This window comes from Pedobacter changchengzhani (assembly GCF_004354365.1).
GTDB classification, from domain to species: domain Bacteria; phylum Bacteroidota; class Bacteroidia; order Sphingobacteriales; family Sphingobacteriaceae; genus Pedobacter; species Pedobacter changchengzhani.
Genome location: NZ_SJCY01000013.1, coordinates 70063 through 89613, shown reverse-complemented (window position 1 = coordinate 89613; position 19551 = coordinate 70063). Strand labels below are relative to the sequence as shown.

General features: G+C 35.4%; 19 protein-coding genes. 1 reads left to right on the top strand and 18 read right to left on the bottom strand.

Annotated elements, in window-relative coordinates; all coding sequences use genetic code 11:
• The 8 genes from EZJ43_RS17240 to EZJ43_RS15455 all read right to left on the bottom strand — a co-directional run.
• On the bottom strand, positions 1 to 279 hold a 279-nt coding region (locus EZJ43_RS17240; RefSeq protein WP_449406370.1), incomplete at its 3' end, for an ISAon1 family transposase N-terminal region protein.
• 124 nt (positions 280 to 403) lie between these two features.
• Entirely contained in the window at positions 404 to 1573 is a 1170-nt protein-coding gene (locus EZJ43_RS15485; RefSeq protein WP_133263624.1) for an RsmB/NOP family class I SAM-dependent RNA methyltransferase, read from the bottom strand.
• 18 nt (positions 1574 to 1591) lie between these two features.
• Positions 1592 to 2806, bottom strand: coding sequence for an ABC transporter substrate-binding protein (locus EZJ43_RS15480; RefSeq protein ID WP_133263623.1), 1215 nt, complete (start codon positions 2804 to 2806; stop codon positions 1592 to 1594).
• Between the two features lie 161 nt (positions 2807 to 2967).
• Positions 2968 to 4497: a glutamine-hydrolyzing GMP synthase gene (gene guaA / locus EZJ43_RS15475; RefSeq protein WP_133263622.1), complete on the bottom strand. Its 1530-nt coding sequence runs from the start codon at positions 4495 to 4497 to the stop codon at positions 2968 to 2970.
• A gap of 62 nt (positions 4498 to 4559) precedes the next feature.
• Positions 4560 to 4958: a type II toxin-antitoxin system VapC family toxin gene (locus tag EZJ43_RS15470; protein ID WP_133263621.1), complete on the bottom strand. Its 399-nt coding sequence runs from the start codon at positions 4956 to 4958 to the stop codon at positions 4560 to 4562.
• The gene (locus EZJ43_RS15465) at positions 4955 to 5191 is read right to left on the bottom strand and encodes a type II toxin-antitoxin system Phd/YefM family antitoxin (RefSeq protein WP_133263620.1); all 237 of its coding nucleotides are present in this window, start codon (positions 5189 to 5191) and stop codon (positions 4955 to 4957) included. The genes EZJ43_RS15470 and EZJ43_RS15465 overlap by 4 nt, the downstream gene beginning before the upstream one ends.
• Positions 5192 to 5236: 45 nt before the next feature.
• A complete protein-coding gene (locus EZJ43_RS15460) occupies positions 5237 to 5662 on the bottom strand; it encodes a deoxycytidylate deaminase (RefSeq protein WP_133263629.1) in 426 nt (141 codons plus the stop codon).
• A gap of 95 nt (positions 5663 to 5757) precedes the next feature.
• Positions 5758 to 7365 carry an MFS transporter gene (locus tag EZJ43_RS15455; RefSeq protein WP_133263619.1) on the bottom strand — a complete coding sequence of 536 codons (1608 nt, stop codon included), beginning with the start codon at positions 7363 to 7365 and terminating at the stop codon, positions 5758 to 5760.
• A 148-nt stretch (positions 7366 to 7513) separates the two neighbouring features.
• On the opposite strand from EZJ43_RS15455, the gene EZJ43_RS15450 reads away from it, so the two are divergent.
• Positions 7514 to 8140: a LysE family translocator gene (locus EZJ43_RS15450; protein WP_133263618.1), complete on the top strand. Its 627-nt coding sequence runs from the start codon at positions 7514 to 7516 to the stop codon at positions 8138 to 8140.
• A 304-nt stretch (positions 8141 to 8444) separates the two neighbouring features.
• Here the strand turns inward: EZJ43_RS15450 and EZJ43_RS15445 are convergent, their stop codons facing one another.
• The 10 genes from EZJ43_RS15445 to EZJ43_RS15400 form a co-directional block, all read right to left on the bottom strand.
• Positions 8445 to 10346: an amidophosphoribosyltransferase gene (locus EZJ43_RS15445; protein ID WP_133263617.1), complete on the bottom strand. Its 1902-nt coding sequence runs from the start codon at positions 10344 to 10346 to the stop codon at positions 8445 to 8447.
• Between the two features lie 153 nt (positions 10347 to 10499).
• Positions 10500 to 11321: a glutamate racemase gene (murI, locus tag EZJ43_RS15440; protein ID WP_133263616.1), complete on the bottom strand. Its 822-nt coding sequence runs from the start codon at positions 11319 to 11321 to the stop codon at positions 10500 to 10502.
• Positions 11322 to 11542: 221 nt separating this feature from the next.
• Complete coding sequence (locus EZJ43_RS15435; RefSeq protein WP_133263615.1) at positions 11543 to 12118, bottom strand: OmpH family outer membrane protein; 576 nt, start codon at positions 12116 to 12118, stop codon at positions 11543 to 11545.
• Positions 12119 to 12177: 59 nt separating this feature from the next.
• The gene (locus EZJ43_RS15430) at positions 12178 to 12708 is read right to left on the bottom strand and encodes an OmpH family outer membrane protein (RefSeq protein WP_133263614.1); all 531 of its coding nucleotides are present in this window, start codon (positions 12706 to 12708) and stop codon (positions 12178 to 12180) included.
• Positions 12709 to 12799: 91 nt separating this feature from the next.
• Positions 12800 to 15346: an outer membrane protein assembly factor BamA gene (bamA, locus tag EZJ43_RS15425; protein WP_133263613.1), complete on the bottom strand. Its 2547-nt coding sequence runs from the start codon at positions 15344 to 15346 to the stop codon at positions 12800 to 12802.
• A gap of 149 nt (positions 15347 to 15495) precedes the next feature.
• A complete protein-coding gene (locus EZJ43_RS15420) occupies positions 15496 to 16236 on the bottom strand; it encodes an isoprenyl transferase (RefSeq protein WP_133263612.1) in 741 nt (246 codons plus the stop codon).
• Positions 16237 to 16255: 19 nt separating this feature from the next.
• Positions 16256 to 17056, bottom strand: coding sequence for a type IX secretion system protein PorG (porG, locus tag EZJ43_RS15415; protein WP_133263611.1), 801 nt, complete (start codon positions 17054 to 17056; stop codon positions 16256 to 16258).
• 1 nt (position 17057) lies between these two features.
• The gene (locus EZJ43_RS15410; protein WP_133263610.1) at positions 17058 to 17939 is read right to left on the bottom strand and encodes an NAD kinase; all 882 of its coding nucleotides are present in this window, start codon (positions 17937 to 17939) and stop codon (positions 17058 to 17060) included.
• Between the two features lie 9 nt (positions 17940 to 17948).
• On the bottom strand, positions 17949 to 18611 hold the full coding sequence (locus tag EZJ43_RS15405) for a CBS domain-containing protein (protein ID WP_133263609.1): 663 nt from the start codon (positions 18609 to 18611) through the stop codon (positions 17949 to 17951).
• Positions 18611 to 19375: an alpha/beta fold hydrolase gene (locus EZJ43_RS15400; RefSeq protein ID WP_133263608.1), complete on the bottom strand. Its 765-nt coding sequence runs from the start codon at positions 19373 to 19375 to the stop codon at positions 18611 to 18613. Before EZJ43_RS15400 ends, EZJ43_RS15405 begins: the two co-directional genes overlap by 1 nt.
• Positions 19376 to 19551 lie beyond the last annotated feature (176 nt).

Here is a 19551-nt window from a genome sequence, read left to right as displayed (position 1 = left end):
AAAGTCATTTTGAATTGTTTTGCCACTCTTTTTATGACGCCACCTCCGCTTTTTAATCCGTAGATAAACCCCTTTACCACGAATGGGAAAATCCTGTATCAGTTTACTGCCTATAAAACCTTTCGATTCATATTCCAAGTGTGAAAATCCATTGGGCAACTCGTTCTTTTCCTCGAAATCTATCAGCCAATACTCCAACTTATCCTTTACAGAGCATAGCTCCTGAAAACCCGAAACATCAAAGTATTCCATCAGCTCTGATGGAAATACGTTCTCTATAAAATTATGTGTAATAGTCTTATGATTTAGTATGCCGAAAGTTAATGTTTTTTTAGTTCTCCCCAGCTTTTACGGTTGACCCAAAATCTCCATTCAATTTGATCTTGAAAATCCTAAAATCCTTTTAATCCTGATCAATCTTGATTAATCTCGCTACAAACATCGTATCTGCTTTTTTCCCATAACCTTTTAAAACTTCCATTTTCTCCAATTTTAAGGGCAAATTTTCGGTCATAAATGCCACCACGTCTTCATTCTCCTCTTTAAAAGCAGAACAGGTAATATAAATTATCGGCTTACTGGTTTTTAAATACTTTACAACATTTTGCACAATAGCCTTTTGAATGGTACTAAATTGATTGATTTTCTTCTCTTGAAAATAAGTCAACATTTCTGGGGTTCTGCCCCACGTACCAGAACCTGTACAAGGTGCATCCAATATTATTCCATCAAATTGGTAATGGTGCAAAATTTGATCATTGTTTTGCAACAGATCCAACTCTTTTTTATGGTATTTCTTTATTCCAGCTAGTCTGAAACGCTCATCTAAATTATTTAAAATACTTTCTCGTAAATCTGTTACTAATAAATCCAAAACAGGCTGTAAACTGTGCAAAAGCAAAGTCTTCCCGCCAGATGCGGCGCAACAATCCCACCATTTATCCCATTTATTAGGCTTAAAATACGTGCCCGTAAATTGAGAGGAAAGATCTTGCACCTGATAAACTCCTTCAGGCAGTATGGTCTCTAATTTCGTTCCGTTGGGTAACGCTACAGCCGTTTCTGATAAAGTTGTAAAACTGACTTCTGCATTTTGCAACTTACCTAAAACATGATGCTTGTCTAATTCGTCAATCCGAATAAATAAATCAGGCTGGACAAAAAATGAAGTAAAAAATTCTTCTTTATTTATCGAATGGCACAAATGATCTTCAAAAGGAAAAACATCTTTTAAATCAAAATCAGCATAATTTGTTTTCACTAAATTGATTTTTTCGATTAGCGAATCCTTAATATATTGCACAAAATAGGGTAAGTTTTTTTCGACGATTAAACTTAAAGAATCATGGCACAAAAAATCTGATATGGCTAAACGAATTTCGTTCGAGTGCTTTGGTAAAGCTTTTCCCAATCTAAAAAAACTGTACAAATGCCTGGTTGCCCATCTCCTATCGGATGAACCCATTTGTTTATTAAGCTTAAAATAAGTGGGAAGAAACCTGTGCAAAGGCAATACGCCATCATAACTGGCTAAAATCTTCTCAAATGCAATAACCTGATGCGCTACCCTCATTTAATTTTCTCCTTATGATTAGTCGACAGTAGATAAAGCAAAGTTTTTATACCTTAATAAAAAAACATGCGTATTAATGTATCCAAGCTTGTCATCTTTTACAAATACAAAATCGTTGTGTAAACCAATATAATTTGATCTAGTTAAATGATCCAAATAATCTCTACCATATCTTGCAAACAAATCACCAAAATAAAAACCTATATCATAGCCTTTAAAAGCATATTCGCCTGGTTCGAAACCAAATTTTAAACGATATTTTTTTATAAAATTAACCACATCTGTACGTTTATAATCAATTTTATACGATGATGTAATGATGGTATTTAAGGCTTGCAATTTTTCCGTAGGTAAGTTTTGCTTCGCCCAATTTGGATGGCCAAAAAGTGAAATATTGTAGCCACCTGTTTTTAAATTTTTAAGTTTATACAACTTATTTATGGTTGCATTAACAAAAACCCGATCTGATGAGGTTACAACGACTACGTATTGCTTTCCTTTGATCATTTTCGTTTCAAAAATATTAGATGAGCTGTATTCTTGAATCATAAATTTAGCTTTCAAACCGTTCAAAAAACTCCTCAGCGGAACAGCAAATTGCTCATCTTCGGTTTTTTTTGGGTTGAGGATGACGACAATTGTATTTACAGGATTATATGATTTACCAATAAAATGCGCTATTCTCTTGGCGTGCAAATCGATATTATTTACAATTGATATTAGGTTAGGATTGTCAAAATCGCCCGGATGCGACGCCGCAAGTGGCGAAACTACAGGAATATGATGTGCTTTAGAAAACTTGCTGATGTACTTAATCCCATCTGGAAAAACTGGACCGATAATTAAATTACTGTTTTTTAACCAATCGGTTTTATTCGCCGATTCTATTTGCGCATTGTTATCTTCAGTATCGTAAACGTTTAATTTAAAATTCATCCCGTTTACAGCAGCAGAATCTAAACCCAAACTAAAACCTTGATAAAAATCAATAGGCATAGCGTACTTTTCAATCTGAGCTTTAGTTACCGTTCTTAAATCTAGTTGATCTAGTTTGAAAGGTATAAGCAACGAAATCTCTGCTTTTGTAAAAGGCTTTTTAACCTTTTCTGCTGGCTTTTCTTTCTCTACTGGTGTTGGTGTCGATGGTTTTTTTGGTGTTAAAACTTTAGGCGAGCAAGCACTTAAAACCAAAATAAAAAGAACGAATACCCAGTAAATATTTTTAAAATTCATACCTATTTTTTTAAGGTTGAGGCTGAGGTTAAGGTTGAGGCTGAGGCTGAGGTTGAGGCTAAGGTCGAGATTGAGGCTGAGGTTAAGGTTGAGATTGAGGCTAAGGTTTAGAGCACACTTGCAAAGCACTCATATCTCATCACTCATATCTCATCACTAACTTACTCCCACTCTATCGTTGCAGGTGGTTTAGAACTAATATCATAAACTACTCTATTAATACCTTTTACTTTATTGATAATCTCATTCGAAATTTTAGCTAATACAGGGTACGGTAAATGGCACCAATCTGCAGTCATTCCATCTAGAGATTCAACTGCTCTTAATGCAATTACGTTTTCATAAGTACGCTCATCGCCCATTACACCAACAGATCTTACTGGTAGAAAAATTGCGCCTGCTTGCCAAACCTGATCGTAAAGACCCGCTTCTTTCAAATTATCGATATAAATTTTATCAGCATCTTGTAGAATAGCTACTTTTTCTGCCGTAACTTCCCCAATAATACGAATACCTAAGCCCGGACCAGGAAATGGGTGGCGACCTAAAATAAACGCCTCCAAACCTAAAGCTTTACCCACTCTCCTCACTTCATCTTTAAATAAAGTTTTAAGAGGTTCAACGACTTTAAGTTTCATAAAATCAGGCAGGCCACCAACATTATGATGCGATTTTATAGTTGCCGAAGGCCCATTTACAGAAACAGACTCGATAATATCAGGATAAATGGTACCTTGAGCCAACCATTTTACATCTTGAATTAAATGAGACTCTTCATCAAATACTTCGATAAAAACACGACCAATTATTTTACGTTTTTTCTCCGGGTCTTCTTCGCCAGCAAGCTGACTTAAAAATTTATCTTTAGCATCAACACCTTTAATATTTAGGCCGAAATCTTTATATTGCTCTAAAACATCTTCATATTCATTTTTGCGCAATAAACCATTATCAACAAAAATACAATGTAAATTTGTGCCAATCGCTTTGTGCAATAAAACTGCGGCTACGCTACTATCAACGCCTCCAGAAAGTGCTAAAACAACTTTATCGTCTCCTACAGTTGCTCTAATATCGGCAATAGTAGTTTCTACAAAAGCAGAAGAAGTCCAATCTTGACTACAACCACAAATATCAACCAAGAAATTCTCCAATAAAACTTTACCATCAATACTGTGTGTCACTTCAGGATGAAACTGAATGGCATAGGTATCAGAATCTTTGAGCTGATAAGCGGCAACACGCACACTTTCTGTACTCGCAATTAACGCTGCATTTTCGGGCAACTCGGTAATGGTATCGCCGTGGCTCATCCAAACCTGCGAATCGATATTAATACCTTTAAATAATTTATTTTCTTGATTAACAAAATTCAAATTTGCACGGCCATATTCTCGTGTGGAAGAAGCTTGAACATCCCCCCCAGATTGCTGCGCAATATATTGCGCACCGTAACAAACCGCCAACAATGGATATTTTAAATGATATTTTGTTAAATCAATTTGAGGTGCATCTTCTTGCCTTACAGAATAAGGACTGCCAGAAAAAATTACACCTTTAACATCAGATGTAAATTCAGGAAGATTATTAAATGGGTATATTTCACAGTAAATATTTAACTCGCGAACTCTACGTGCTATAAGCTGTGTAAACTGCGAACCAAAATCGACGATAATCACTTTTTCTTGCATGCTGCAAAGGTAATTATTAGATATGAGATTTGAGAGATGAGCGATGACTTTTTAAGAAGGTTTTACCAAATAACTTTTAACCCTATAGAACTATATTTAGCTAAATTTGCATCTTTAGATATTAGGGTAAAATTTTGCTGAATGGCTTGCCAAATTAGCATTCTATCAAAAGGATCTTTATGCCAAGTGGCATTTAATTTATGATAATTCGAGGCTGTTTCAGCTAGGAGAGGCAGATGTTCAAAACCTGCTTGTAAAGCAAGGTCTGGAAAAACATTTGGAGCTATGCCCAATAAATCAAATTTATTTAAAGAGTGTTTTAAAGAAATCTCCCAAAAACTTATGGCACTTACAAAAATTGTATTTTTCTTGTTCTCCAAAATTTCTATTGAAGTATTTGAAAGCTTTGAAGAATACATCAACGACCATATTAGTACATGTGTATCTAACAAATAAATCATAGTCCCAAAAATTCTTCCTCCGTAATTTTCAAATCATCTTTAAATATCACTTCTGCCTTTCCATCAAGCAAACCCAGTTTTCGCTTTTCATTATTTTTTTCTAACTCTGGAATAAAATAACCAATAACCTTTTTTTTTCTGCCATAAGTTACGGCAACACCAATACCCGATTTAATGTCTTCAAGCACTTCAGAAAAGTGAGCTTTAAATTCTCCAACCGTCATTGTCTTCATAATCAAATATAATAAAAACTTGTCAAGTTGTCAAGATAAAAAATTTCAATTCTCAATCAACTCTACGGTAACGCCAAATTTTCTTAAAAAATCTACCCCTTCATCACTTGCTAAGCCTTTGTAAGCGGCATAAGATTTTGAGTAGTAAACCAATTTAATGCCAGAAGCAAATATTAATCTTGCGCAGGCAATACATGGCGATAAAGTAGTGTACAGCGTACAGCCTTCAACAGTAGAACCATTTTTTGAAGCATAAATAATGGCGTTTTGCTCTGCATGTAAAGCCAGTGAGCAACTTCCTTTGCTATCTTTTGCGCAACCATGTTCTGGCCATTCTTCATCGCAATTGTGTGTACCAGCAGGCGGACCATTGTAGCCAATGGAAATTATACGGGTATCTTTTGTTAAAACAGCACCAACATGCGCACGCACACAATGTGAGCGTGTGGCTAGCTCGGTTGCCAGGTTCATAAAAATGGAATTGAAGCTTGGTTTGTTTGTCATAATTAAAATAAAAATAGCCACAGAAATAAATTTCTGTGGCCGTAAAATTAGTTTTTTAAAAATTAATGGCCACCTTCAGCAGCGATTTGTTCCACGTCGATGCCTTGCTTTTTCAGTTCTCCACTAACCTTCCAAGCAAAGAAGATTAAATAAAGGAACCCTAAAACTGGGATGATATAAGAATTGTGAATACCTGCACTATCTGCCAATTCTCCCTGAATTGGTGGAATAATTGAGCCTCCTAAAATCATCATAATGAGGAAAGAAGAACCTTGTGAAGTATATTTCCCCAAGCCCGTAATGGATAAAGAAAATATCGATGGCCACATAATTGAGCAACATAAACCACCACTTACAAATGCGAAAATAGCTACATGGCCAGTTGTTAATAAGCCAATAATCATTGCAGTAGCACCTAATGTTCCGAAAATAGCAAGTGTTTTTGCTGGTTTTTCTTGACCGATAAATACCGCAAATACCATTATTGCAATACAAACAGCATAAACATAAAAATTACCTACGTCGGTACCAGTTGCATGATTAACGCCTAAAACGATTGCAAATGCCACAAAAGGCACAACGGCAGTTAAAATGTTTTTGGTCATTTTAGAAAGATTGAATGCACTAACCGCTCCCGCCCAACGTCCAATCATCATACTTCCCCAATACAATGAGATATATGGTTTAATGTCTGCATCAGCCAAACCGCCGAATGCCGGTAATTTGAGCAATGCACCTAAATTACTTTGAATCGTTACCTCTGTACCAACGTACATAAAAATTGCTAGCATGCCCAAAACCAATTGTGGATATTGCATTGCGCCCCAGCTAGACGAATTTTCCTTTTTAACAAAATAACCGTAAAGTAGTGCGGCAAGTATAATCACGAATGAAGAGTAAACGAAAACAGCAGCATTCACTCCTGTAATATTTGCCAAAGGACCAGCAGCTGCAACCATTAAAAAGCCAACAATCATTACGATCAACGGTAAAGTCGGTTTACTGCTTGCTTCAATTTTTTCGTTACTTGTTACGTCAGGTAGCTTAGAAACGGCAAAGAAAACTGCAACAGCCAAAAATAAACCCGCTAGTATATAATAAAGGTTATTAATAGATGAGATTTCTACCACTTTAGCTACAGCGTCATTTGCAGTTCCAAATAAAACCACACTTACAATAACTGGCCCCATTAATCCGCCAAAATTATTAATTCCTCCAGCAAAATTTAATCGATGTGCACCACTTTCGGGTTCGCCTAAAGCAACTACAAAAGGATTAGCAGCGGTTTGTTGTAGAGAGAAGCCTAAAGCGATTACAAAAAAAGCGGATAGGATAAAGAAAAACGAACCAGAATGGACCGCAGGAATCATTAATAAAGCGCCACCTGCAGAAATTACTAAACCTGCAATAATTCCTTTTTTATAGCCAATCTTGTTTAAGATATCGACTTTAGTACCCTGGGAAGCAAAATATAAAATTAAAGACCCAATAAAGTAGCCACCATAGAATGTAAAATCTATTAGTTGAGATTCAAATTGCGTTAATTTAAAATGAGTTTTGCAAAAGGGAATAAATATACCGTTAGAAGCGGCAACAAACCCCCAAAAAAAGAATACAGTTATAATTGTATAAAGTGCTGTACCATAATTTTTTGTAGTTTCTTTTGTCATTTTTTATCGAAAAAAAATATAATTTTAGTGGGTTAAACATAACTAAAAAAATTAAAAAACTATTTTTTTTTATAGGATTTTGAACAAAATAAATACATGATGTTTAGCATTAAAATCGCATATTCGCATATCAAAACAATTATTTTAAATGTTTGAAGCCATATTATTAGGTATTGGAGCGGGGATTATTTCTTCATTTTTAACTGGTCCAGTATTTTTTGCGATGATCAGAACCAGTATCGAAAAAGGTTTTAAAGCCGGTTTTTCGTTAGCTGTTGGTGTGATTATCAGCGACATAGTTTTGATATCGTTAGTAGTTTTCGGAAGTCAGTTTTTTGAATATAAAGCTAGTTTCGATAAATATGTTGGTCTTATTGGTGGAGTGTTTCTTTTCGGCGTCGGCATTTATTACTTACTGTCTCGCACTAGTGTTAGGTGCGAGAATGATCCGTTAGCAAAGGTAAGCAAACGAGGCTATCTTATAAAAGGGTTTTTAATGTGCATCCTTACTCCATCCACTTTAATGTTTTGGATTATAGTTAGCGGTATAATTTCCGTAAAACTAAATAACATGCTTAACGAAAAGTTAGTGTGTTTTTTTATAGCTATGGCAACGCAACTTAGTATAGATGGCGCTAAAAGTTATTATTCTAGCAAACTCCGTCACCGTATAAAAGATAGCGCGCTACAAATGTTAAACAAAATAGCAGGGTTTGTAATTATTTTATTTGCACTTTGGCTGGTATATAAAACGTATAATCAGTTTTACGCCTAGCTTAATATCAAAATTTTTTATTCGAAAAGCAGTTGCAGTGCAAAAAATAATGTTAGTCCTGCCAACATTGCAAGTCCTCAGCCAATGAAAAAATTGGCCTCCGGGCTTTCCATTAATGTCAGGTTTATTTATTCGGGTTTGTGCTTATAACTAACAACTAGCGCTTGCAACTAATAAAAAATCAATAGCTTTTAACTTTTATTGTAACGTTAGCAAAAAGAGTGCAACCAATAAGCTAATATTGCGTAAAAAAAATAGCCCATACAAAATGTATGCGCTATTTCTCGTAATAAGTTTTTCAAGCTTAGTATGCTCTTTGGTTGTTTCCTTCTTTCCAGTTTACAAAAGCTTTATTAACAACTTTATTTCCACCCGGAGTTGGGTAATTACCAGAAAAATACCAATCACCTTTATTTTTAGGACAAGCAATATGTAAATTTTCTAAGCTTTGGTAAATCACTTCAACCTCAGCAACTGTACCTTTTGGAGTGATGATTTGCGCAATTTTTGCCGAAATTTCTTCTGGCGTAAATGGCTGGTAAATTTCTTTAACGTGGTTAACAATTTCTTCTTTCGGTAACAATAAAGAAGCTTTACATTTTGTGTAAACATCTTCAATTATTTGCCACATTCCGCGTTCTGTAAGTAATTTTATTGCAGCATCGAAAGCAACAAACTCGCCCATTCTGCTCATATCTATACCATAGCAATCCGGATAACGGATTTGAGGTGCAGATGATACAATGATAATCTTTTTAGGATGCAACCGATCTACAATTTTAATGATGCTCTGTTTAAGTGTTGTACCACGAACAATGGAATCATCCAAAGCAACCAAAGTATCTTTATGATTATTTATAATGCCATAAGTTGTATCGTACACATGCGCAACCATCTCACCACGATCTGCATCTTGCGTAATAAACGTTCTGAGTTTAACATCCTTTACAGCCAATTTTTCTACACGTGGCGCGAGCGACAACAAATCATCCAATTCTTGATCGGTTAAATCTTGCTTTTTATGCAACAACACATCTTTTTGATGATTGCGTACATATTGTTGTACACCATCAACCAAACCAAAAAATGCGACTTCAGCTGTATTAGGAATAAATGAAAATACCGTGTTTTTTAAATCGTGCCCAACAGCTTGTAAAATTTTATCAGTTAATAAGCGTCCTAACTGCTTCCGTTCGCGGTAAATTTCTACATCACTTCCTTTAGAGAAATAAATCCGTTCAAAAGAACAGGATAAACGCTCCGTAGGCTCGCGGAATTGCTCCATACTCACTTCGCCATTCTTTTTAATAATTAAAGCATGACCGGGATCAATTTCTTTAACATCTTTAAACTGAATATTAAACGCAGTTTGTAAAGCAGGTCTTTCTGAAGCAGCAACTACAATTTCATCGTCATAATAATAATAAGCCGGACGAATACCCGCTGGATCACGCATGATAAACGAATCACCATTACCAACCATACCGCAAATGGAATATCCTCCATCCCATGTTTTGGCCGAGCGACGTAAAATATTTGCAATATCTAAATGATCGGAAATTTTATGTGTAATGGCAACGTTATCGAAACCTTCATTTTTGTATTGATCAAAAAGCTCTTGATTTTCATCGTCCAAAAAATGTCCGATTTTTTCTAAAACAGTAACCGTATCGGCTTTCTCTTTTGGATGCTGACCTAATTCATACAACTGCTCCAAAAGTTCATCAACGTTGGTCATGTTAAAATTGCCCGCAATAACCAAGTTACGTGTCATCCAATTATTCTGACGGAGAAAAGGATGGCAGCTTTCTATGCTATTTTTACCGTGCGTACCATAACGTAAATGGCCCATTAACACCTCGCCTATAAAGCTTACGTTATCTTTGAGCCATTCTGTATCCTGCATTAACTCAGGTGTATTTTCTTGTATATCTACAAATTTGTGCTGTACATATTCAAAAATATCGGCAACCGCGTTAGTAGCCATACTCCTATAACGACTAATGTACCTGCTTCCAGGTTTCATATCTAATTTAATAGTTGCAATACCCGCACCATCTTGACCACGGTTGTGCTGTTTTTCCATTAAAAGATACAGCTTATTTAAACCGTAAAGTGCTGTGCCATACTTCTGTTGGTAGTATGAAAGTGGTTTTAACAGGCGAATAAAAGCGATTCCGCATTCGTGTTTTATCTGATCACTCATGGTAGTTTTTTGAGCCGCAAAGTTATTCTTTTAAACAGTCACAACCTAAATAAAAATGTAATCTTTTGCGGTTTTACTATAACATTTTAAAATTTGACTTGCTAACCTCATAATTTTTTTGGGCTACTAAAAATGTAATGGGATAACTCTAAACTAATGCATCTTTAATGATTTCAACTCTTCGCCAAAAAAAACAGAAGCTTGGGCGTTAAATGCAGCAGGATCGCCACTGGTAAAAAATTGCTTTTGTCCCATTTTACCCAATTGGCTGTCCATTTCAGGGTGTCGATTTAGATAATTAACCAAACTATTCGCCACAATTTCCCCCTGGGTTAAAATAGAAATATGATCCGGCAAAATTGCCTTTAATTTTGGCAATAATAATGGATAATGCGTACACGCTAATAAAATGCAGTCTATATCATTCGATTGCTTCAGCAAGGCATTAACGTATTCTTTCACAAAAAAATCAGCTCCGGGCATTAAATGTTCGTTATTTTCAATCAATGGTACCCACATAGGGCAACTTTGCTGATGAACCACAACAGCTGGGGAAAATTTATTAATTTCTATTAAATAAGACTTCGAATTTATAGTTCCTCTTGTGCCCATAACACCAATGTGTTGCGCTTTGGTGTAATTACCAATCACTTCTGCGGTTGGTCTAATTACCCCTAAAACTCTTTTATTTGGGTATTTTTTAGGTAAATCTAATTGCTGAATGCTCCTTAAAGCCTTCGCCGAAGCCGTATTACAAGCCAATATTACAAGCTCGCAACCTAGTGCAAAAAGCCATTCTACACATTCTAAAGTATAGCTATAAATGGTATCGAAAGAATGATCGCCATAAGGCGACCGGGCGTTATCTCCTAAATAAATATAGTTGTATTGGGGAAGTTTATCAGCGATAGCCCTGAACACCGTTAAACCTCCATAACCCGAATCAAAAATACCAATTGGAGATTTGCTTTTCATATTTAAGGGATTAAAAGAGTTTTTTTATTGTTTAAACTGTTGTAAAGTTATCATGTTATTTGAGAATAACGAAAGTTGATAGATTGGCAGTGGGAAAATGTAATGTAGGTAGATAAATAAGTTAAAATTATTAAATTGACATTTTGCAAAACCAAAAAAGCGCAATCAAGTTTTACTTAATTGCGCTTTTAATTTTTTAAAACCTATTGGTTACAAAAATATTATTTTTTTGGAGCTGCTGGTTTTGCAGTTGCAGTAATATTTAATTTTGCTTTAACAGAGGCCGTAATATCGTCTCCACCTTCCCAATAAACTAAATTATTTCCGCCTTGGCCGTTTGCAATATCAAAAACATAAGCCAATCCTTTTTCTTTTGCTACTGAAGAAATTGCATTAGCAACTTTAGCTTGGATAGGTTGAAATAACTCACCTTGTTTTGCTCCAACTTCTTGAGAAGCTTTAGTACGCGCATCAGTAATACGTTTTTCAAGATCTTGCAATTCTGCACCTGCAGTTTGCAATTCTTTACCTACCACTTCTTTATTCGCCTCACTTAATGTTTTTTCCTTAGCTTGCGCAACAGCCAATTTAGTTTGATATTCTTTAATCATACCATCAATATCAGCTTGTTTAGTTTTGCCTAAAGCCTCCAAGGTAACTTGTGCGGCCTTCGCTTCTGGTAAATTTGAAAAAACCTCCTCCGAATTAATGTGACCTACTTTTTGCTGGGCATTTGCAATATTAGCTGTAAACAATAAACCTGTTGCTACAAAAAATACGTTAATTAACTTTCTCATGTTCTATCTTACTTTTTTATTTTTATTTAATTGTTTCTATAAATTTCGTGCAAATATACTTAATTAGTTACAGTACCTGGCTTGTAACCTAATTTAGTAATAACATCGTTGCTAACATCGTAACTACTGCTTGCGTAAATCATCATTGTGGCTTCGCTACTTTTATCAAATATGAAGTCTAAATACTTGGCCTTTGCAATTTGCTTAATCGCATCCGACACTTTATCTTGTATCGGCTTGATTAATTTTGTTCTGCTTTGAAAAAGATCTCCATCTGGACCAAATTTTTGACGTTGAAATTCTTTAGCCTGCTTCTCTTTTTCGATAATTTCGTTTTCTCTACGCTTACGCATATCATCGGTTAACAAAACCTGATCGGCTTGATAAGATTTGTACATCTTATCCAACTCGCCAAAATTGCGGTCAACCTGCTCCTGCCATTGTTTAGAAGCAACATCCAACTGGGTTAACGCCGATTTATATTCTGGCAAATGTTTTAAAATGTACTCGGTATCAACATAAGCAAACTTTTGTGCAAAAGCGCCGAACGATGTACATACCAAGAATGCTATAAAAATATACTTCTTCATTTGTGTATTTCAATTAGTTTATAAGTTAATTCAATAAAACTCAACTTATAAAATATTATTGTATTAATAAAATAAAATAAACTTTTTTTAATTAAAAGCCTCCAAGTTGCTGTGCTATACTAAAATGAAATTGACCTTTATTTGCAGACGGCAAGCCCGGAATAGCATCAAAACCATACCCATAATCAATACCTAACAAACCAAATATTGGTAAAAATATTCTTGCACCCACACCTACCGACCTACGGATGTTAAAAGGATTAAAATCATTGAATTTGTTCCATGTATTTCCACCTTCGGCAAAAGCTAAAACAAAAGCCGTGGCCTGTTGCGATGAAATTACCGGGTAACGCGCTTCTAACACATATTTTGTATAAATAGGACTGCCCGATTGTTGCGCAATAGTTGGATTAGACCCTACAGGAATTACCGTATTATTAGCATAACCACGCATGGCGATAAGTTCTGAACCTTGTAAAAAGTCGAAACCCTGCATACCATCGCCACCTAATTTAAAACGCTCGAAAGCAGATTGGCCAACGGCACTGTTGTACTGACCTAAGAAACCAAACTGTGCTTGCGCTTTAATTACGAAGTTACCACCAACACGTTGGTACCACTGCGAATCAAATTTCCATTTGTGGTATTCGGTAAATTTATATTTCTGCTTATCAGATGCTGTTGCATAATTTACTTTATTAAATAAAGAATACGGTGGCGTTGCCTGAATAGTAAAACGGATAAACGAACCCGATTTAGGGAAAATTGGTGAGTCTCTTGAATCTCTACTAATCTCTTGCGATAAGTTTAAATTGTATGAAGTACCTGTACTAAACAGGTAACCCGAATAATTATTTAAAATATATTGTTGCAAGTTAACAGCATGACTTAACTGGAAATAGTTATCTGGCCAATTTAATCTTCTACCTAAACTAACAGTTACGCCATTTAAACGTATTTTTTGATAAGATGCAGATCCAGAATCAAAACCGTTAGATTGTAATGAGGTAAAAGCACTTACACCAAAGCTAACTGGTTTCTCGCCACCAAACCAAGGTTGAGAGAAAGAGAAACTATAAGATTGATAAAACTTACCATTGGTTTGTCCACGTAAACTTAATTTCTGTCCATCTCCTTTTGGCAATGGCTTATACGCTTTTAAATTAAAAATATTTTTTAGCGAAAAGTTATTAAAGGTTAAACCTAAAGTACCGATAATACGGCCACCACCAAAACCACCAGAAAGTTCAATCTGATCTGAAGGTTTTTCCTGCACAGCATATTCAATATCTACAGTTCCATCGGCCGGATTAGGACGAGGAGTAGGCACCGTTTTAGATTCATCAAAATTACCCAATTGGCCAATTTCACGAATGGTACGGATTAAATCACTTTTGTTAAATTTTTGTCCAGGTTTAGTACGTATTTCACGCAAAACAACCTTATCGTTGGTAATTGTATTTCCTTTAACGGTAATGCGATTGTTGGTAAACTGTGGCCCTTCATAAATACGCATCTCAATATCAACTGTATCGGCGTAAATTTTAGTCTGAACAGGATCAATATTAAAAGTTAAATAGCCATTATCGGTGTACATGCTATTCACATCACCACCGTTCTCACCGCCACCATTAAGTTTTTTATTTAGTTTATCTTCACTAAAAATATCACCTTTTTGAATGGATAGTACCTTATTTAAAATATCATCCGAATAGATACCATTTCCTGCCCAAGTAATTTTACCGAAGTAATATTTCTTGCCTTCATAAATATCCATTTTGATATTTACTTTCTTAGCATTGTATTGATAAATAGAATCTTTTAATAACTCTGCATCACGATAGCCTTTCTCGTGTAGCTTAGCAATCATTTTTACTTTATTTTCATCATACTTTTCTTTACTAAACTTACCCGAGCCCCAAAAGCGCCACCATTCATGCTGTTTAGGGTTCTTAAGGTACTTACGCAAATTGCCGGCCGAAAAATCTTTATTGCCAGTAAAATCAATATGTTGTACTTTTACCCTATGTCCTTTATCAATATAGGCTTCGAGCACCACACTATTTTCTGCATTTGGGTCTTTTCGTGTTTTGTAGGTTATTGTTGTAAAGAAAAATCCTTTATCCAATAAATATTTTTTAACAATTGCTGAAGTTGTATTGTATAAATTATCGTTTACAATTTTACCTGTTTTATCATTTAGTTTTTCTTGAATAGAGGTACGATCCGATTTGCTTACGCCTTTTAAATCTATAGAACTTAAACGCGGACGCTCAACTACTTGAATTTCAAAATAAACAGTGTCTTCAACAATTTTATCAATATTAAGTTTAATATCATCAAATAAACCTTGGCCCCAAAGTGTTTTAATAGCGTCGGATGTTGCTTCACCTGGTAATACAATTTTGTCGCCTTTGGTTAGTTTAGATAATGTAATCAGTACATCTTTATCCAAAAACTGCGTTCCGGTAACAGTTGTACCCCCAATTATGTACTCTTTAGGAGCAAAATAATCTAAATCGGTACCACCAACTTTCAAAGTTGGATTAGCGGGCTGAACTTGGCCTGGCTGACGTATTTGAGCAAAAGCCGGAATCGTTAAAACTAAAAGTATTAAAACTCGAAATATTTTTTTCATTAAAATAATTTGTTCGGTTATTTGTGGTATTTGTAATTTGCTAAACGTGCAAATTTTCATTTGTACAAACAACTGTATTGGTTTCGTTTATCGTATAAAAGTGCTGCTAAGTTAATTTAAACCCTTGTTAAAAAGTGTTAAAAGAAAAATTAGTTTAATTGTTCGCTAATTTTCCCAAACCTACGTTCGCGTTTTTGGTAATCAACTATGGCTTCATAAAGATCTTCACGCCTAAAATCGGGCCATAAAACATCAGTAAAATAAAACTCCGTGTAGGCCATTTGCCACAGTAAATAATTACTAATTCGGTGTTCGCCACTGGTGCGGATCATCAATTCAGGATCTGGAATATTTGTGGTTGTTAATTTGGAAGAGAAAAGTGTTTCATCTATATCATTTAGATCAATTTCGTTGTTTTTAACAGCCAAAGCTATTTTTTTCGTCGCTTCTAAAATCTCCCATTTAGAACTATAGCTTAATGCAAGTGTTAGTGTGCAACTGCTATTGTGTGCGGTTTTTTCCATGGCTTCTTTCAAATCATCAATACATTGCTGTGGCAATGATTGGAGGTTGCCGATGGCGTTTAATTTAACATTATTTTTATTTAGTGTTTCAGTTTCTTTATTGATGGTAGAAATTAAAATCTGCATCAACGCATCTACCTCATCTTGTGGCCTACTCCAATTTTCGGTCGAGAAAGCATATAGCGTAAGGTATTTTATACCTACTTCTACACAACCTTCAACGATATCTTTTACAGACAATACGCCCTGTTCGTGCCCGAAAACGCGAATTTTACCTTGCCCCTTCGCCCAACGCCCATTGCCATCCATAATCACAGCAATATGCTTTGGCAGTCGATTAGGGTCTATTTGTTCTTTAAATTCCATTAATTATTTCAAAATCGCCTTAAAAGGAATAGCATTTTTCGTTTACAAAGGTAAAAGATATGCCAATACTAACAAATAGATAGGTATCTCTTTTTCTAAAATCGCCCCGTTGGCTACCAGCTTCTCCCGTACCGTGTAGAGATGGATCACTCAAGTTTACAATTTTTGGATAGTCGCCAACGTACTTTTTAAATGCTGGATATACGCCACTTACATCATCCAAATAATCGGTGAATGTAGATCGATATCCAATTTCTGAAAAGATAGAAAAAGCACCACTATAATTGTATTTTATGCCTCCTCCGTAAGGAATAGTTAACGTATAATTTTTATATGCCCCTGCCTGTCCTTCTGTTTTTAACTTATCTAACCTGTAATTTTCGCCATTATACGCCGCAGTTGGTTTAAAAAGACAAACACCAACGCCAGCAAATAAGTATGGCGTAAAACGCTTTCCCTGTCTGCCGCCTGCTGCATAATCAAAAAAATTAAAATCAATCAGTGTACTCACATCGTTTAACGAAGTTTTAAATTTTAAGTTGCGTTCTTGAAACTGAAGACTGCTTGATTTTGAATCTTGAGCTTGAATTTGCCCATAAGTATAATGTAAGCGAAAACTTACCTGCGAATTAAAATTTCTTTTAACAAAGACACCACCCGAAAGACCGCTAATTTGAACGGGGTTATTTTGATTTAAATCTCCAATATACCCTGCGCCACCACCAGTCACGCCAATTTCCCAGGTGGCAAACTGTGCATTGGCCAACGTGGTTGTAAAAACAAAGAGGAGGAGCAAAAAGAAAGATTTGTAAAGCTTCATATTAGTAATTGCGAGTATCTATCCCCCACAATAATTTATTCCTTAACGTGCTTAAATACGTTTCATTGTTAAGGCGGATCAAATTTAGGCAAAAATCGGCTTTTTTTATCGTCATTTTAACAGATCGTTCTACAGTTACCGTTCTACTATCGCAAGAAACCAGAAATTTTGACTCCCGTGCTTCAACTTCAAATGATAATGAAGAATTATCTGGCAGTACAACAGGGCGTACATTTAAGTTATGTGGTGCTATTGGGGTAACTACAAAATTTTGAGAATCGGGATAGATGATTGGGCCACCACAACTTAAAGAATAAGCTGTAGAACCCGTGGGCGTTGCTATAATTAAGCCATCGGCCCAGTATGAATTTACAAACTCTCCATTCATAGATGCATGTATAATCATCATGGCAGAATTATCGCGCCTGTGAATCGTCATATCATTTAAGGCAAAATTTTCTTCGCCAAATAAACTTTTTTCAGATTCGATGGATAGCAGAGACCTAGCATCCAAAGTATATTCTTTGTTAATTAAAGCTTGTAACGCCGATTCAATTGCGTCTTTGTTAATACTAGCTAAGAAACCTAAGCGCCCAAAGTTTATCCCGATTACCGGAATGCCTGAATTTCTAATTAGCGTTAGGGTATCTAAAAGTGTACCATCTCCACCTAAACTCAACAATACATCCGCAAGCTGACTAAGTTCTTTGTGGTTATGAAAAATAACGGTATTTTCTGGAAGTTTAATTTTTCCGTGCAAGGAATTTTTAAACTTATGATACAAAACAGGTTGTATGTGATGCGCTTTTAGATGATCGAAAATCTGTTGCACATAGGGCAAAACAGTATCGTTAAAATCTCTTCCATAAATGGCAATCCTCATATTTTAAGTTTAAACGTTTAAGTAATTCATAAAAGAATTGAAACGCTCTTGCGATCCATCATCGCTTTGCGTATTGTTAAAAACAGCTAAAACAGTGTAGTTATAGCGTTCTAATGAGGCAACTAACGCCGTAATTTCTGTTTTGTTTACTTTTAAGGTAATTTCTAAACGGGTAGAATCTGCAAATGAATTTACAAAGGAAGAAAGAATTTGAGCGTTATCAGCTTCTACTACCTGCGAAATGTGTGCCAAGGAATTGTCTCGATTATTAATTTCCAACACGATTATACCGCCGGGCTCGTTTACTGTAAACTGTTGCGCCAAGGTATCTACAATATTATTAATGGATATTAAACCTACGTAATTTTTATGTTGATCTACTACCGGAACGGCTGTTAAATTTAGCTGACTTAATAACCTAATCACATCATAGGTATGTGCATTATTAAACACAAAAGCATTAATAAAATTAATTGACAGTTTGCTGATCGGTGTATCCAGATTTCGAATACCCAAAAGATCATCTTCCAATACTAAACCGAAAAACTGGCCATCGTTAACCACCGGATAGTGCTTCAGCTTAAATTCGTTCATTCGATCTAAAGCTTTCTGCGCAGTATCATCAACAGTTATTGGCTGTATGGCATGGGATATGATCTCTTCGGCAAACATTATTTGAGTAAAATTCTTTCTAAAAATTTTTCTAGATAATTATTAAATATTTCTGGTTGTTCCATCATTGGCGCATGACCGCATTTCTCCACCCAATTCAGTTCAGAATTTGGCAACAAGTGATGGAATTCTGTAGCTACCTCAGGCGGTGTAACCCGATCATTTGCGCCCCAAATTAGCGATATTGGAATAGTAATTTTCGACAATTCTTTAGACATATTATGTCTGATAGCCGATTTAGCCATCGTTAAAATTCTAATTACCCTCGAACGATCGTTCACTGTTTTAAATACATCGTCAACAAGTTCTTTGGTTGCTGTAGCCGGATCGTAAAACGTAAATTCTACTTTTTCTTTAATATATTCGTAATTCTCTCTCTTAGGGAAAGAACCACCGAAAGCATTTTCATATAAGCCAGAACTGCCTGTTAATACTAATGCTTTAACAAACTCTTGATGTGCCACCGTAAAAACCAAACCAACGTGACCACCCAACGAGTTACCAATAAGCACTACCTGACTAAAGTTTTTAAACTTTAAAAAACGATGTACATACCTAGAAAGGGCTTTAACGCCCAACGTTAAAATAGGCAGTTCATATATCGGTAAAATAGGCACAACTACGTGGTAGCGATCTTTAAAACGCTCAATAACTGGCTCCCAATTGCTTAAAGCACCCATTAAACCATGCAATAGCACTAAGGTTTCGCCTTTACCAGCTTCAATGTATTTAAATCCTTCTTCTTCTATTATCGGGTAACTCATATATTATTTCGAATGGTACTATGCTACTAAGTTAAAATAGTAAATTTAATTTTCTGCATTTATAAGGCTATATTATGAAATAAAATTGAAAAGGAGGTATATAGAATGGTTCAAAGCATCAAGTTTTGAGTATAAAGTGTCAAGAAAAACACTAACCTTTCGGGGCTGTCCTTTTC